Source organism: Actinomadura decatromicini (assembly GCF_008121305.1).
Taxonomy (GTDB): domain Bacteria; phylum Actinomycetota; class Actinomycetes; order Streptosporangiales; family Streptosporangiaceae; genus Spirillospora; species Spirillospora syzygii.
Genome location: NZ_VSRQ01000007.1, coordinates 216,639 through 231,515 on the forward strand (window position 1 = coordinate 216,639; position 14,877 = coordinate 231,515).

Annotated in this window: 12 protein-coding genes and 2 tRNA genes; 9 read left to right on the forward strand and 5 right to left on the reverse strand. The window is 74.1% G+C overall.

Annotation, left to right across the window (positions count from 1 at the left end; genetic code table 11):
* Window positions 1-170: 170 nt before the first annotated feature.
* Together FXF68_RS30675 and FXF68_RS30680 are read left to right on the forward strand one after the other, a co-directional pair.
* Window positions 171-2,495 carry an ATP-binding cassette domain-containing protein gene (locus tag FXF68_RS30675; RefSeq protein WP_246179076.1) on the forward strand — a complete coding sequence of 775 codons (2,325 nt, stop codon included), beginning with the start codon at window positions 171-173 and terminating at the stop codon, window positions 2,493-2,495.
* A 114-nt stretch (window positions 2,496-2,609) separates the two neighbouring features.
* Window positions 2,610-3,041: a helix-turn-helix transcriptional regulator gene (locus FXF68_RS30680; protein ID WP_148765343.1), complete on the forward strand. Its 432-nt coding sequence runs from the start codon at window positions 2,610-2,612 to the stop codon at window positions 3,039-3,041.
* A gap of 33 nt (window positions 3,042-3,074) precedes the next feature.
* Here FXF68_RS30680 and FXF68_RS30685 read toward each other — a convergent pair.
* Window positions 3,075-3,149 (reverse strand) — tRNA-Arg (locus FXF68_RS30685).
* A gap of 38 nt (window positions 3,150-3,187) precedes the next feature.
* A tRNA-Cys gene (locus tag FXF68_RS30690) sits at window positions 3,188-3,261 on the reverse strand.
* A 454-nt stretch (window positions 3,262-3,715) separates the two neighbouring features.
* Between FXF68_RS30690 and FXF68_RS30695 the strand changes: the two genes are divergently transcribed.
* Window positions 3,716-5,173 carry a benzaldehyde dehydrogenase gene (locus tag FXF68_RS30695; protein ID WP_148765345.1) on the forward strand — a complete coding sequence of 486 codons (1,458 nt, stop codon included), beginning with the start codon at window positions 3,716-3,718 and terminating at the stop codon, window positions 5,171-5,173.
* A gap of 15 nt (window positions 5,174-5,188) precedes the next feature.
* Here the strand turns inward: FXF68_RS30695 and erm are convergent, their stop codons facing one another.
* Window positions 5,189-6,037, reverse strand: coding sequence for an ErmE/ErmH/ErmO/ErmR family 23S rRNA (adenine(2058)-N(6))-methyltransferase (gene erm, locus FXF68_RS30700; protein WP_148765347.1), 849 nt, complete (start codon window positions 6,035-6,037; stop codon window positions 5,189-5,191).
* A gap of 686 nt (window positions 6,038-6,723) precedes the next feature.
* Here erm and FXF68_RS30705 point away from each other — a divergent pair.
* Complete coding sequence (locus FXF68_RS30705) at window positions 6,724-7,065, forward strand: hypothetical protein (protein ID WP_148765349.1); 342 nt, start codon at window positions 6,724-6,726, stop codon at window positions 7,063-7,065.
* A gap of 53 nt (window positions 7,066-7,118) precedes the next feature.
* Here the strand turns inward: FXF68_RS30705 and FXF68_RS30710 are convergent, their stop codons facing one another.
* Both FXF68_RS30710 and FXF68_RS30715 read right to left on the reverse strand, forming a co-directional pair.
* Window positions 7,119-8,771 (reverse strand): DUF885 domain-containing protein, encoded by a 1,653-nt coding sequence (locus FXF68_RS30710; protein WP_148765350.1) that lies wholly within the window; start codon window positions 8,769-8,771, stop codon window positions 7,119-7,121.
* A 78-nt stretch (window positions 8,772-8,849) separates the two neighbouring features.
* Complete coding sequence (locus FXF68_RS30715) at window positions 8,850-9,500, reverse strand: LysE family translocator (RefSeq protein ID WP_148765352.1); 651 nt, start codon at window positions 9,498-9,500, stop codon at window positions 8,850-8,852.
* Window positions 9,501-10,616: 1,116 nt separating this feature from the next.
* Here FXF68_RS30715 and FXF68_RS30725 point away from each other — a divergent pair.
* From FXF68_RS30725 to FXF68_RS30745, 5 genes are read left to right on the forward strand one after another with little or no spacing between them, the layout of a single operon-like run.
* Complete coding sequence (locus tag FXF68_RS30725; RefSeq protein ID WP_148765356.1) at window positions 10,617-11,633, forward strand: AAA family ATPase; 1,017 nt, start codon at window positions 10,617-10,619, stop codon at window positions 11,631-11,633.
* Entirely contained in the window at window positions 11,630-12,673 is a 1,044-nt protein-coding gene (locus tag FXF68_RS30730) for a DUF58 domain-containing protein (protein ID WP_148765358.1), read from the forward strand. Before FXF68_RS30725 ends, FXF68_RS30730 begins: the two co-directional genes overlap by 4 nt.
* Window positions 12,670-13,617 (forward strand): VWA domain-containing protein, encoded by a 948-nt coding sequence (locus FXF68_RS30735; protein ID WP_148765360.1) that lies wholly within the window; start codon window positions 12,670-12,672, stop codon window positions 13,615-13,617. Before FXF68_RS30730 ends, FXF68_RS30735 begins: the two co-directional genes overlap by 4 nt.
* A gap of 57 nt (window positions 13,618-13,674) precedes the next feature.
* The gene (locus FXF68_RS30740; protein ID WP_148765362.1) at window positions 13,675-14,301 is read left to right on the forward strand and encodes a class I SAM-dependent methyltransferase; all 627 of its coding nucleotides are present in this window, start codon (window positions 13,675-13,677) and stop codon (window positions 14,299-14,301) included.
* Window positions 14,298-14,846: a TrmH family RNA methyltransferase gene (locus FXF68_RS30745; protein ID WP_148349217.1), complete on the forward strand. Its 549-nt coding sequence runs from the start codon at window positions 14,298-14,300 to the stop codon at window positions 14,844-14,846. The genes FXF68_RS30740 and FXF68_RS30745 overlap by 4 nt, the downstream gene beginning before the upstream one ends.
* The last annotated feature ends 31 nt before the right edge of the window (window positions 14,847-14,877 follow it).

Consider the following 14,877-nt stretch of genomic DNA (forward strand, 5'->3'; position numbering starts at 1 on the left):
AACCCGCCCTAATCTGAACCCGCCGGCAGAGCCCGGCGTTTCCCTTGCCGGACGGATGGAGACGATCGATGAGCACGACCCCGGGCACCGCCGACGCCCGCCCCCGCGCCACCGAGGACAGCGCGCTCGAGGACGGCGCGGGCGGGGTGCGCGCCGCGGACGCGCACGACATGATCCGCGTGCACGGCGCGCGGGAGAACAACCTCAAGGACGTGAGCGTCGAGATCCCCAAGCGGCGGCTGACGGTGTTCACGGGCGTGTCGGGGTCGGGCAAGAGCTCGCTGGTGTTCGCGACGATCGCGGCGGAGTCGCAGCGGCTGATCAACGAGACCTACAGCGCGTTCGTGCAGGGGTTCATGCCGACGCTGGCGCGTCCCGACGTCGACGTCCTGGACGGCCTGACCACGGCGATCATCGTGGACCAGGAGCGGATGGGCGCCAACCCGCGCTCGACGGTCGGGACGGCCACCGACGCCAACGCGATGCTGCGGATCCTGTTCAGCAGGCTCGGCGAGCCGCACATCGGGTCGCCGCAGGCGTTCTCGTTCAACACGGCGTCGGTGCGGGCGTCGGGCGCGATCACCGTGGAGCGCGGCGACCGCAAGGCCGAGCGGGTCAGCTTCACGCGGGCGGGCGGGATGTGCCCGCGGTGCGAGGGGATGGGCAGCGTCACCGACATCGACCTGTCGCAGCTCTACGACGCCGACAAGTCGCTCGCCGAGGGCGCGATCACGGTGCCCGGGTACAAGGCGGACGGGTGGTCGGTGCGGTTCTTCACCGAGTCGGGGTTCTTCGACCCGCACAAGCCGATCCGCGACTACACCGACAGCGAGCTGCACGACCTGCTGCACCGCGAGCCCGGCAAGGTGAAGATGAGCGGCATCAACATGACCTACGAGGGTCTGGTGCCGCGGGTGCAGAAGTCGCTGCTGTCCAAGGACCGGGAGGCGATGCAGCCGCACATCCGCGCGTTCGTGGACCGGGCGGTCACCTACACGGCGTGCCCGGACTGCGGCGGGACGCGGCTCAGCGAGGCGGCCCGGTCGTCGAAGATCGCCGGGATCAGCATCGCGGACGCGTGCGCGATGCAGATCAGCGACCTGGCGGCGTGGGTGGCGGGCCTGGACGAGCCGTCGGTGGCGCCGCTGCTCGGGGCGCTGCGCCACACCCTGGACTCGTTCGTGGAGATCGGCCTGGGGTACCTGTCGCTGGACCGGCCGGCGGGGACGCTGTCGGGCGGGGAGGCGCAGCGCACCAAGATGATCCGGCACCTGGGGTCGTCGCTGACCGACGTCACCTACGTGTTCGACGAGCCGTCGATCGGGCTGCACCCGCACGACGTCCAGCGGATGAACGAGCTGCTGCTGCGGCTGCGGGACAAGGGCAACACGGTGCTGGTGGTGGAGCACAAGCCGGAGGCGGTCGCGATCGCCGACCACGTCGTCGACCTCGGCCCGGGCGCCGGGACGGCGGGCGGCGAGGTGGTGTTCGAGGGCACCGTCGAGGGGCTGCGCGCGTCGGGCACGCTCACCGGCCGGCACCTGGACGACCGGGCGTCGCTGAAGGCGTCGGTGCGGGCGCCGTCGGGGGCGCTGGAGGTCCGCGGCGCCGACTCCCACAACCTGCGGAACGTGGACGTCGACATCCCCCTCGGCGTCCTGACCGTCGTCACGGGGGTGGCGGGGTCGGGGAAGAGTTCGCTGATCCAGGGGTCGGTCGCGGGCCGCGACGGCGTCGTCGTGGTCGACCAGGCCGCGATCCGCGGGTCGCGGCGCAGCAACCCCGCGACCTACACGGGCCTGCTGGACCCGATCCGCAAGGCGTTCGCCAAGGCCAACGGGGTGAAGCCCGCGCTGTTCAGCGCGAACTCCGAGGGCGCCTGCCCCGCCTGCAACGGCGCCGGGGTCCTCTACACCGACCTCGGGATGATGGCGGGGGTCGCGACGACGTGCGAGGAGTGCGAGGGCCGCCGGTTCGAGGCGTCGGTGCTGGACCACCTGCTCGGCGGCCGCGACATCAGCGAGGTCCTGGCGATGCCGGTCGCCGAGGCCGCGGAGTTCTTCGCCGCGGGCGAGGCGAAGACCCCGGCCGCGCACAGGATCCTCACGCGGCTCGCCGACGTCGGCCTGGGCTACCTGCGGCTCGGGCAGCCGCTGACGACCCTGTCCGGCGGTGAGCGGCAGCGGCTGAAGCTGGCGACGCACATGGGCGAGAAGGGCGGCGTGTACGTGCTGGACGAGCCGACCGCGGGCCTGCACCTGGCGGACGTGGAGCAGCTCCTCGGCCTGCTGGACCGGCTCGTCGACTCCGGCAAGTCGGTGATCGTGATCGAGCATCACCAGGCGGTGATGGCGCACGCCGACTGGATCATCGACCTCGGCCCGGGCGCGGGCCACGACGGCGGCCGGGTGGTGTTCGAGGGGACGCCCGCCGACCTGGTCGCGGCGCGGTCGACGCTGACCGGCGAGCACCTGGCGGCCTACGTCGGAGCATGACCCGGGCATGACCCGGGGCACGAGCGGGGCGTGACCGCCGCCGCGGCGGCGGCGCCCGGCCCGCGCGACGACCCGCGGCCGGGCGCCACCGCCGGGTATGGCACGATTTGCCGTGTGACCGGTTCGGAGGCGTCGGGGGCGGCGCAGGAGCGGCGGCTGCGCGACCTCGCGCGGCTGCGGCGCGTCCGCGACCGGATCGACCGGGAGTACGCGCGGCCGCTGGACGTGGAGGCGCTGGCGCGCGGGGCGAGCATGTCGGCGGGGCATCTGAGCCGCGAGTTCCGCCGCGCCTACGGCGAGTCGCCCTACGGGTACCTGATGACGCGGCGGATCGAGCGGGCGATGGCGCTGCTGCGCCGCGGCGACCTGTCGGTGACCGAGGTGTGCTTCGCGGTGGGCTGCGCGTCGCTCGGGACGTTCAGCACCCGGTTCACCGAGCTGGTCGGGGTGCCGCCGAGCGTGTACCGGCGGCGGGCGGCGGAGGCGACGCAGGGCATGCCGCCGTGCGTGGCCAAGCAGGTGACCAGGCCGCTCAGGAGCCGCTGACCCGGCCTCCCGGGACGTCGGTGGTCTCCCCGGTGGTCTCCCCGGCAGGGATCGAACCTGCGCTTCCGGCTTCGGAGGCCGGTGCTCTGTCCGCTGAGCTACGGGGAGGGGACCCCGCCCCCAGGGTGACAGCGGGGGCGGGGCGGAGACGCCGGTGGGATTCGAACCCACGTCGAACGGTTTTGCAGACCGTCGCCTGAGACCTCTCGGCTACGGCGTCGCGTCCTCCCGAACGGGAGGGGTGGAGATGGGAAGGGCCGCGCTTCCGGTCGGGAAGGCGGCCTGCCGCGGGGTTCCGGGGGTGCGGGCTGTCAGGGGGCCGCCGGACGGGTCCGGGCGCGATCGCCGCGTCGACAGGTCATGACCGCTCCCCCCAGAGGCCGGGCGTCGGAGTGCGTGCGCCGGGTGCGTCCGCGTGATCAGAGTGCCCCGCCGCCCGTTCCGCGCGCAACGCATTTTCCGCCGTCCGGCGCGGCAGACCCCCGCACGAGCCCCCCGCACGAGCCCCATGCAAGGGTTCTTTCGGCGGAGGGTTTTCATTGAACGGAACGATGATGTTCCGGTGAACGCCCTGCATGGCAAGGGTGGTACGGGGCACGTGTGCAGTCCCCCGCGCCCCCGGGGGCAAGTCCGGTGGGCGGCCGGGCGGGGCGCGGCCCGGATGAGGAGGAGCGATGAGTTTGCTCGACCCCGGCGTGTGGACCGGGAAGATCTTCGACGGCGGGTGGGTCGCCGCGGACGGCGGGACCTACGCCGTCACCGAGCCCGCGACCGGCGGGACGCTCGGCACGATCGGGCAGGCCGGCGCGGCCGACGTGGCCCGCGCCGCGCGGTCGGCCGCGGCCGCGCAGCGGGACTGGGCGGCCCGCACCTACGAGGAGCGCGCCGCCGTCCTGCGCCGGGCGGGACGCCTGTTCGAGGACCACGCCGCCGAGGTGGAGGAGTGGCTCGTCCGCGAGGCCGGGTCGATCCCGCCGAAGGCGCAGCTGGAGGCGCACTTCGCGGCGAACCTGTGCTACGAGTCGGCGGCGCTGGCCTCCCACCCGCAGGGCATCGTGCTGCCCTCGGCGCAGCCGCGGTGGAGCCTGTCGCGGCGCCGCCCCGCCGGGGTCGTCAGCGTGATCGCGCCGTTCAACTTCCCGCTGATCCTGTCGATGCGGTCGGTCGCGCCCGCGCTGGCGCTCGGCAACGCCGTCCTGCTGAAGCCGGACCCGCGGACGGCCGTGTGCGGCGGCGTCGTCCTCGCGCGGATCTTCCAGGAGGCGGGCCTGCCCGAGGGGCTGCTGCACCTGCTGCCCGGCGGCCGCGAGCCCGGCGAGGCCGTGGTGTCCGCGCCGGAGGTGCGGGTGGTGTCGTTCACCGGGTCCACCGCCGCCGGACGCGCCATCGGCGAGGTGTGCGGGCGGCTCCTCAAGCGCGCCCACCTGGAACTCGGCGGCAACAACGCGCTGATCGTCCTGCCGGGCGCGAACGTCCCCGACGCGGTGTCGGCGGCGGCGTGGGGCGCGTTCCTGCACCAGGGGCAGATCTGCATGACCTCCGGACGGCACCTGGTCCACGAGAGCCTGCACGAGGAGTACGTCGCGGCGCTGGCCGACAAGGCCGACAAGCTCGCCGTCGGCGACCCCCACACCGCGCCGGTCGCGCTCGGCCCGATCATCGACCAGGGGCAGCTCGCCCACGTCGACGGCCTCGTCCGCGACACCGTCGCGGCGGGCGCGCGGCTCGCCGCGGGCGGCACCCACGAGGGCCTGTTCTACCGGCCGACCGTCCTGGCGGAGGTGACCCCCGACATGCCCGCCTACGCGCAGGAGGTGTTCGGGCCGGTCGCGCCGGTCGTGCCGTTCTCCACCGCGGAGGAGGCGATCGCGCTGGCGTCCGACTCCGAGTACGGGCTGTCGCTCGGCATCCTCGGCGACGTCGGCCAGGCCATGAAGATCGCCGACGCGGTGCAGACGGGCCTGGTCCACATCAACGACCAGACCGTCAACGACGAGCCGGTCGTGCCGTTCGGCGGGGTCGCCGCCTCGGGCAACGGGTCCCGGTTCGGCGGCCCGCACGCCAACATCGAGGCGTTCACCGAGGCGCAGTGGGTCACGGTCCGCGGCGAGATCGCCACCTACCCCTTCTAGCCCTTCTCGCCCCTCCTAGCCGCTGAGGGAGGGGTGCAGGGCGCGGACCAGCGCCACCCACCGGTCGGGGTGGACGTGCGCGACGACCGCGCCGCGGGGCAGTCCCGCGGCGCGGAGCGCGGCGTCCACCCGCCGGGCCGGGTGGGCGGTGCGCAGCGACGCGCGCAGCGTCCCGCCGACGCCGGTGAACCCCAGGTCCACGCAGTCGAGGTAGGCGCCCATCGCGGCCGCGGGCAGCAGCGGCACGGGGCGGCGGTCCAGCCGCAGCACCGCCGAGTCCACGCGCGGGACGGGACGGAACCGGTCCCGGCCGATCCGCCGCCCGAGGCGCCACCCGAACTCCGGCCACGTCCGCACGGTCAGGCGGCTCCACCGCCCGTAGTCGCCGGTGCGCTTGCGCGCGTACTCCCGCTGGACGATCAGCGTCGCCGACGCCAGCGACGGCGCGTCCAGGGCCCACCCGACGATCCGGGACGTGGCCGCGTACGGGATGCTCCCGGCCAGGTGGAACCGGCCGCGCGGCGGGTCGGACCGGAGGAAGTCGCCGGTGACGCAGGTCACGTGCGGCAGGCCCGCGCACCGGTCGGCGAGCCGCGCCGCCATCACCGGGTCGATCTCGTAGGCGATGACGCGGCGGGCGCGCCCGGCGAGCGCGGCGGTGACGCGGCCGTCGCCGGCGCCCGCCTCCACGACGAGCCCGCCGGGCCCGTCGCCGACGGCTCGGGCGTAGTGGGCGATGATCTCGGGGTCGGCGAGGAAGTTCTGCGACAGCTCGCGGCGGGCCCGCCCGCGCGCGGAGCCGCGCCGGGCGCGGGCGGTTCGGTTCGCGGGGTCGTTCGTGGTGTGGTTCGGGGTGCGGTTCACGGTCACCGTGTCCTGGGTCCCCGGCCCGTGACGGGCCGGTCGGGCGGTCGAGGGACGCTCGAAGGCCCTGGACGACGGCAGGCGGGAACGGCGCGGACACCGGCGGCGCGATCAGCGCGCTCCGCACTTCAGAAGGCGGGAGACGCGCGAACGGGCGGCGTCGCGCGGACGGCGCACGGCGCTGCGAGGCGGCGGCCGGCGTTCACCGGACGCGGCGCTCGCCTGACGCGCACGGACGTGGACGGGCGCGGCATGGGCGCGTCACGTCACACGGAGTGTTACCGGGCGGGCGTCGGGAGCCCGCCGGGTGGGTCAAGCGCCGGCGCGGCCTGGACGGTCCAGGGCGGGGCGACGCTCACGCAGCCGGACGGCGACGGCGGCGGAGACGATCGCCCGCGCCGCGCTGTCGTAAAAAGCGCACATGCGGACCACCCTAAAACGGGGCCCGTGCCGTCCCCAAACGATTTTTACGCACCCCTGCCGCGGACCGGCGCGGAGAACGGCGCGAAACGGGGCCTACCGGGAGCTGACCAGGGGATGGACGCGCGTGAACGACCCGTGTCCCGGCGACGGGCCGGGCGTGACCTGCACGTAAAGGTGCTTGCCATCCCGTTTATCCCGTTTGACGTGGGCAATCAACTCTTCAACCCGGGCGACCGGGACGCAAAGGTCGAGGAGGCCCCGCCGTGTACAGGACGCACGAGATGCGGATGGTCCGGACGGAGGAGTCCGGGCTGGAGGAGTGGGCCTGCCCCACCTGCGGCCGCCGCATGCTGCTGCGCTGGCCGCCCCACTACGAGAAGCGGATCGTCGAGCCCGGCGACGCCCGCGCCGGGCACGTCGGCAGCGCCGCCCCCGGCCCCGGCGGCTCGCCGGACGCCCCGCCCGGGACATCACAGGAGACCGGCCAAGAGACCGGGCAGGAGTCCGGGGAGGGGCGGTGGCGCGACGCGCGCCGCTGGCTCCGCGAGACCGGCATCGACGCCGTCCCCCCGCCCGCCCGGCCGAACCGCGCCGAACCCGTCTGAGCGGTCTGACCCGCCCGCCCGACCGGGCGCGGCCGGCCGCGGCCGGTCGCCGGTCAGGGGCGGGCGAGTTCGGCGCGCATCAGGTCCAGGCCCATCGGGCCCAGGTCCAGGGCCCGGCGGTGGAAGTCCTTCAGGTCGAACGCCGCGCCGGCCCGGCGGCGCGCCGCCTCCCGCGCCTCCAGCCAGATCTTCTCCCCCAGCTTGTACGCGATCGCCTGCCCGGGGCGCCCCAGGTACCGGTCGATCTCGAACGTCACCTCCGCGCCCGACCGGGGGCCCGCGTGCGCCGCCAGGAACTCCCGGCCCAGCTCCGGCGTCCACCGCTCACCCTCGTGGAACCCCGTCCCCGCCGGGATCTTCAGCTCCAGGTGCATGCCGATGTCCAAGATGACGCGGGCCGCGCGGAACTGCTGACCGCCCGCCAGCATCCCCAGCCGGTGCGCCGGATCCGGGTAGTGGCCGAGTTCGTCCATAAGCCGTTCCGCGTACAGGCCCCAGCCCTCGCAGTGCCCGGGATGCAGCTCGCTCGACACCCGCTGGAACCGGTTCAGCACCGGGTTCAGCGTCGTCACGCCCAGCTGGAGGTGGTGTCCGGGGACCCCCTCGTGGAACATCGTCGCAGGAACGCTCCAGGTCACGATGTCCGCCGACGGGTCGTCCACCGTCCACCACACCGTCCCCGGACGCGACAGGTCCTCCGCCGGGGCCAGGTAGTACACGCCCGCCTCCACCGGCGGGATCCGGCACTCGATCCGCCGCAGCGGCTCCGGAATGTCGAAGTGCACCCCGTCCAGGTCCGCGATCGCCCGGTCCGCCAGCTCCTGGATCCACGCGCGGAACGCCTCCGCGCCCCGCATCCGGTGCGCCGGGTCGGCGTCCAGCGCCGCCACCACCGCGGGCAGCGGCTCACCGGGCAGGATCGCCTCCGCCGCCTCCGCCATCTGCGCCTCGACCCGCGCCAGCTCCTCCCAGCCCCACGCATAGGTCTCGGCGAGATCGAGGTCGGTGCCGAGGAAGTCCCGCACGCCCAACCGGTACCGGTCCGCGCCGAGCGCGTCCCGCTCCGGCGCCCGGCCCGCAAGCTCATCCGTCAAGAACTCCGCGAACTCCCCCAGCGCCGCCGACGCCGACTCCACCGCCGCGTCCAGCGCGCCCCGCAGCGGACCGTCCGGAACCTGGTACCGGCCCGCCAGCTCACCCAGATACGCCGGGACGTCCAGGCACTCGCGCGCGCTGCGCAGCACCTGCCGCCGCGCCGACACCCGCCCCCGGTCGCACGCCCGCTCCAGAGCGTCCCGCAACCCGCCGAGCGCCCCCGGCAGCGCCGACACCCGCGCCAGCACCGCGTCCCAGTCGCTGTCCTTGCCCTGGTCGAGCAGCTCGATCGCCGTCCGGAGCCGCTGCACCGGACCGTCCGTGGTGTCCAGATAGCCCTCGCGGACGCCCGCCTCGTCGAGCGCGACGTCCACCTCCAGCCGCTCCCGCAGCACCGCCGCGGCGATCCGCCCCGCGTCCCCCTCCACCGGGGTCCCCGCGAGCTCCGCCAGCGTCCGCCGCGCGAGCTCCGCGCGGGCCGCCACGCCGTCCGGGCCGTAGTCGGTCAGCCGCGCGTCCTGCCCGGAGATCCCCATCATCGCCGCCAGGCAGGGGTCCAGCGCTGCGAACGCGTCCACGTACCGGTCGGCCAGTTCATCCAGTGCGGTCACCGCCCTAGGCTACGGCCACCCGCCCCCATTGGGCGATCATGAAAATGTGCCAAAACGGTGGAACCTTCAACGGAATCTTCAACGTGTCTCGGCGGCCAGCCGCACGCCCAGCCCCACCAGCACCACACCCGACACCTGGTCCAGCCGCCGCCGCGCCGCCGGCCGCCCCAGCACCCGCTTCGCCGCCCCCACCAGCCACACCACCACCGCGTACCAGGCCAGATCGATCAACGCCCACAGCACCGAGAACCCCAGCAGCACCACCGGCACCGACGACCCGTCCGGCACGAACTGCGGCAGGAACGACACCGCGAACACCCCGGCTTTCGGATTGGCGAAATTCGTCACCAGACCCAGCCGGTACCACCGCCACCCCGACGGCCCCGCCGAATCCCCCGCCTCAGGACCGTCATCGGCGTCCGCGGCGACGCCGTCCGGGACCCGGCGGCGCGCATGCCACAACGCCCGCACCCCGAACCACACCAGCACCGCCGCGCCCACGATCCGCAACCCGTCATAGGCCAGCCGCGACGCCGCCAGCAGCGCCGACAGCCCCACCGCCGCCGCCACACCCCACGCCAGCACCCCGGTCTCGTTCCCCAGCACCGTCGCCAGCCCCGCACGCCGACCCGACCGCAGCGACGCCCGCATGATCACCACCGTGCTCGGCCCCGGCGCCATCGCGATCAGCACCGCCGCGCCCGCGAACGCGAGCAGACTCCCCAGCATCCCCCCATGCTCACCCGACCCGGCAAAGCCGGGCAAACCCTTTCCCAGCGTCGCCGCGCCCCTACACGCCGCTAGAGGGGGCCGTCGCCGTCCTCACCGCCACCACCGCCTTCACCCCCGCCGCCGCCCGACGGCGACGGACTCGGAGCACCCGGCGACGGAGACCTACCAGGCTGACCCGGCGCCGACGACGGCGGCGGACTCGGCGACCCCGGACCCGTCCCCCCAGGCGACCGCGACGGCACCGGAAACGACGGCGTCGGCTCCGGCGGCGGAGGCGGCGGCTCCTTCGCCTCCGGCTGACACGCGAACAGCACACCCATCAACAACGCCAGAACCAGCAACCCCGCCGCCAGCCCCAGCACACCCCCGACCAGACCCCGCTCCGGCGGACGCTCCACCACCGGCCCCGCCACACCCCCCGGACCCAACTCACCAGGCGGCGGCTCCGGCCGCTCCAACGCAGGCTCCGCCCCCGACCCCAGCCAATACGGCTGGAACTGCGGCCCCCGCCGACGCCGACCACCCCACCACCCACGCCCCGACCCCTGGAACACCACCGGCTCCAGAAACCGCTCCGCACCCGCACGATCCGCCTCATACGACGTCGCCACCCACGGCGCCGGACCATCCGGCTGCGCCGCCACCACCGGCGACGCATCCCCCGGCCCCCCAGGCGCCCCACCCGGCCCGCCGCGCCCCGGCACCGCCGCGTTGATCGCCGCACGGAACCGGTCCCGCGCCGCCGCGTCCCCCGCCGCCCCGCGGTTCAACACCGCCACACTCGCACGCCGCCCCGCACCGTCCACCCCCAGGAACACGATCCCGGCGGCCGACTCCGACAAACGCGCCGACAAACGGAACGGCCCCAACCGGTCAGGATCACCCGGGGGCAACGGCCTCGACATGGCCGCAACCCTAACAACCACGCCCTACGATCAGCCCGAAGACACGACCCGGCCCCACCCCACGGGCCTCCCGCCCCCCGCCCACCGCCCCACCCGAACCGATCACCGGCAACGCGCACGTATCCCCAACGAACGGGTACAAGTGATCGCGTAGTGTCGAAAACGCGCCCAGCCCAGGCACCCGACGGACACCGAGGGGAAACCCGTCATGACCATCGCCGCCACCGACGTCGACGAGGCCGCAGCCCTCCTGCAGAACACCCTCGCCGAGGTCAAGAAGGTCATCGTCGGCCAAGACCACATGGTCGAACGCCTCGTCGTCGCCCTCCTCGCCCGCGGCCACTGCCTCGTCGAAGGCGTCCCCGGCGTCGCCAAGACACTCGCCGTCGGCACCCTCGCCCAAGTCGTCGGCGGCACCTTCGCCCGCCTCCAGTTCACCCCCGACCTCGTCCCCTCCGACATCGTCGGCACCCGCATCTACCACCCCTCCACCGAACAGTTCGACGTCGAACTCGGCCCCGTCTTCGTCAACTTCGTCCTCGCCGACGAGATCAACCGCGCCCCCGCCAAAGTCCAGTCCGCCCTCCTCGAAGTCATGGCCGAACGCCAGGTCTCACTCGGCGGCAACACCTACCCCCTCCCCAAACCCTTCATCGTCCTCGCCACCCAGAACCCCATCGAATCCGAAGGCGTCTACCCCCTCCCCGAAGCCCAACGCGACCGCTTCCTCATGAAGATCGACGTCCACCACCCCGCCGCCCACGAGGAACTCCAGATCCTCCAGCGCATGAGCGTCGACCCACCCGAAGCCGCCCAGACCCTCGACACCGACCGCCTCGCCGGACTCCAACGCGCCGCCGAAGAGGTCTCCGTCCACGAACTCATCGCCGACTACATCGTCCGCCTCGTCATGGCCACCCGCGAACCCGACCAATACCGACTCCCCGACCTCCGCGGCGTCATCGACATCGGCGCCAGCCCCCGCGCCACCCTCGGCCTCGCCGCCACCGCCCGCGCCCTCGCCCTCCTGTCCGGACGCGACTACGTCCTCCCCGACGACGTCCGCGCCGTCGCCCGCGACGTCATGTCCCACCGCCTCGTCCTCACCTTCGACGCCCTCGCCGACGGCGTCGACGCCGCCGACGTCATCACCCAGATCGTCACCGCCGTCCCCCCGCCACGCGTCGTGTGGAACCACGGATCCGCAGCGGTGACCACCGCATGACCCCCCGCCACCCCGCCACCGGACGCAGGCGCAGCGGCAAACTCGCCCACCTCGCCCCCGAACGCACCCTGCGCCGCCTCGAACTCCAGGTCACCCGCCGCCTCGACGGCCTCCTCAACGGCGAACACCTCGGCCTCCTCCCCGGCCCCGGCACCGAACTCGCCGAAGCCCGCCTCTACCAACCCGGCGAAGACGACGTCCGCCACATGGACTGGGCCGTCACCGCCCGCACCACCACCCCCCACGTCCGCGACCTCATCGCCGACCACGAACTCGAAGCCTGGGCCCTCGCCGACCTCACCCCCAGCATGGACTTCGGCACCGCCGCCATGACCAAACGCGACCTCGCCGTCGCCGCCCTCGCCGCCGTCGGCTTCCTCACCGTCCGCCTCGGCGACCGCGTCGGCGCCTACCTCCTCCACCACGACGGCATGCGCCGCTGGCCCGCCCGCACCGGCAAAGCCGCCCTCTACGCCCTCCTCCAAGCCGTCCTCGACGCCCAGTCCGTCGACGACACCACCCCCGGCACCACCCGCACCGGCACCGCCTCCCCCCGCGACCTCCCCGCCGCCATCGCCGCCCTCGACCGCGGCCAGACCCGCCGCGGCCTCCGCGTGATCATCTCCGACTTCCTCGCCCCCGACGGCACCGACCCCACCGGCCTCCCCGCCGCCCACGCCCACCACGCCCACCCCGACTGGGAACGGCCCCTCCGCCGCCTCACCACCCGCCACCAGGTCCTCGCCATCGAGATCATCGATCCCCGCGAACTCGACCTCCCCGACGTCGGACTCGTCGAGATGACCGACCCCGAGACCGGCGCCGTCCACGAGATCGTCCTCAACCGCCGCACCCGCGAACGCTACGCCGCCGCGGCCGCCGCCCAACGCGCCCGCACCCGCGACGCCCTCCGCCGCAGCGGCGCCCACCACCTCGTCCTGCGCACCGACCGCGACTGGATCGCCGACATCGCCCGCTTCGCCCTCCGCCAGCGCCGCGCCGCAGGCCGGCCCGTCTCCACCGCGGGAGCGCGCCCATGACCTTCCTCTCACCGGAACGCCTCTGGCTGCTCGGCCTGCTCCCACTCCTGGCCGCCGGCTACGCCCTGCTCCAGCTCCGCCGCAGCCGCTACGCCGTCCGCTTCACCAACCTCGCCCTGCTCTCCCAGGTCGCCCCGCGCCGCCCCGGCTGGCGCCGGCACGTCGCCGCCGCCCTCTTCCTCATCATGATCACCCTCATGATGATCGGGTTCGCCCGCCCCGCCGACTCCGTCAAGGTCCCCCGCGACCGCGCCACCATCATGGTCGCCATCGACGTCTCCCTCTCCATGATGGCCAGGGACGTCCCCCCAAGCCGCTTCGACGCAGCCAAGGGCGCCGCCAAGAAGTTCATCGACGAACTCCCCGCCCGCTTCAACGTCGGCGTCGTCGGCTTCGCCGGAAACGCCAACCTCATCGCCGCGCCCTCCGCCGACCGCGACGCCGCCATCGCCTCCATCGACCAGCTCGTCCTCGCCAAGCGCACCGCCATCGGCGAGGCCGTCTTCACCTCCCTGCAGGCCATCCGCTCCTTCGACGCCGACGCCAGCCAGGACCCCCCGCCCGCCCACATCGTCCTGCTCTCCGACGGCGACAACACCACCGGACGCTCCGTCCAGGAGGCCATCGACGCCAGCCGCGGCGCCCACGTCCCCGTCTCCACCATCGCCTTCGGCACCCCCTACGGCACCGTCGACATCGAAGGCGAGACCACCAGCGTCTCGGTCAACAAGGAGACCCTGCGCGCCCTCGCCGACAGCACCGAGGGCAAGTCCTACGAGGCCGCCGACGCCGGGCAGCTCCGCGAGGTCTACGCCAACATCGGCACCTCGCTCGGCTTCAAGACCGAGCACCGCGAGGTCGCCGCCCGCTACCTCGGCATCGCGCTGATCTTCGCGCTCGCCGCCGGCGGCGCGTCCCTCGCCTGGTTCTCCCGCCTGCCCTAGCGCGCCCGCCCCGGCGGCGGCGCCGGTACCCGCGCGACGCTGGTACGGTCGGCCGACGTGGGGGAACACTACTTCGCCGAACGGCCCGGCACCGCGAGCCGCCGCCGCACCGTCGACCTCGTCCTGCCCGACCTGCACCTGCGGCTCGGCACCGACGCCGGCGTGTTCTCCCCCGACCGGATCGACCCCGGCACGCGCATCCTCCTGGAGACCGTCCCCGCGCCGCCGCCCACCGGCGACCTCCTCGACCTCGGCTGCGGGTACGGGCCCATCGCCCTCACCCTCGCGAAACGCTCTCCCCAGTCGATGGTTTGGGGCGTAGACGTTAATCGCAGGGCCTTGGAATTGGCTGAGGGTAATGCACAAGCCGCTGGCCTTGACAATGTAAGGTTCAGGGTGGCGGACGACATCGACCCCGGCCTCCGCTTCGCCGCGATCTGGTCCAACCCCCCGATCCGCGTCGGCAAGAACGCCCTGCACGACCTCCTCCTGGCCTGGCTCCCCCGCCTCACCCCCGGCGGGGCCGCGCACCTCGTCGTCCAGCGGCACCTCGGCTCCGACTCCCTGCAGCGCTGGCTGGACGGCCAGGGCCTCCCCGCCGAACGGGTCGCGTCCCGGTCCGGATACCGGGTCCTGCGCGTCACGGCCCGCCCCGAACCCGACACGGAAGGCACCACCCGATGAGCGGCCCGACCACCCCCGGACGCCGGCAGCTGCGCGGCACCGACGTCAAGCGCCTCAACCGCGACTGGCGCCGCCGCACCGAGGCCCGCCTCGGCCTGCTCGTCGAGTCGGTCACCCAGCCGTTCAACACCGGGTCGATCGTCCGCAGCGCCGCCGCGTTCGGCGTCGAGCGCGTCTGGTTCGCCGGCAACGCCACTCCCCCGACGCAGAAGGGCGTCGACAAGACCGCGCTCGGCACGCTGCGGCTCGTCCCCTGGGAGCACGCCGGGTCCGCCGCCGACGCCGCGGCCGCCGTCCGCAAGGAGGGCATGCGGCTCGTCGCCGTCGAGCTCACCGGCGACGCCGTGCCGCTGCACGAGGCGCCCCTGGACGGCGACGTCTGCCTCGCCGTCGGCGGCGAGGACCACGGCTGCTCCCCCGCCCTGCTCGCCGCCGCCGACGCAGTCGCCTACATCCCCCAGATCGGACGGGTCGGCTCCCTCAACGTCGCCGTCGCCACCGCGATCGCCCTCGCCGAGGCCCGCCGCCGCGAATGGACGTCCTGACCCGCGCGGTTTTGCGGAAACGGCAACGCCG

Bases quoted from the DNA above. Each gene is read 5' to 3' on its own strand.
- FXF68_RS30675 (WP_246179076.1), top strand. From the start codon at position 171: ATGATCCGCGTGCACGGCGCGCGGGAGAACAACCTCAAGGACGTGAGC.
- FXF68_RS30695 (WP_148765345.1), top strand. From the start codon at position 3,716: ATGAGTTTGCTCGACCCCGGCGTGTGGACCGGGAAGATCTTCGACGGC.
- FXF68_RS30715 (WP_148765352.1), bottom strand. From the start codon at position 9,500: ATGCTGGGGAGTCTGCTCGCGTTCGCGGGCGCGGCGGTGCTGATCGCG.
- FXF68_RS30725 (WP_148765356.1), top strand. From the start codon at position 10,617: ATGACCATCGCCGCCACCGACGTCGACGAGGCCGCAGCCCTCCTGCAG.
- FXF68_RS30730 (WP_148765358.1), top strand. From the start codon at position 11,630: ATGACCCCCCGCCACCCCGCCACCGGACGCAGGCGCAGCGGCAAACTC.
- FXF68_RS30735 (WP_148765360.1), top strand. From the start codon at position 12,670: ATGACCTTCCTCTCACCGGAACGCCTCTGGCTGCTCGGCCTGCTCCCA.
- FXF68_RS30745 (WP_148349217.1), top strand. From the start codon at position 14,298: ATGAGCGGCCCGACCACCCCCGGACGCCGGCAGCTGCGCGGCACCGAC.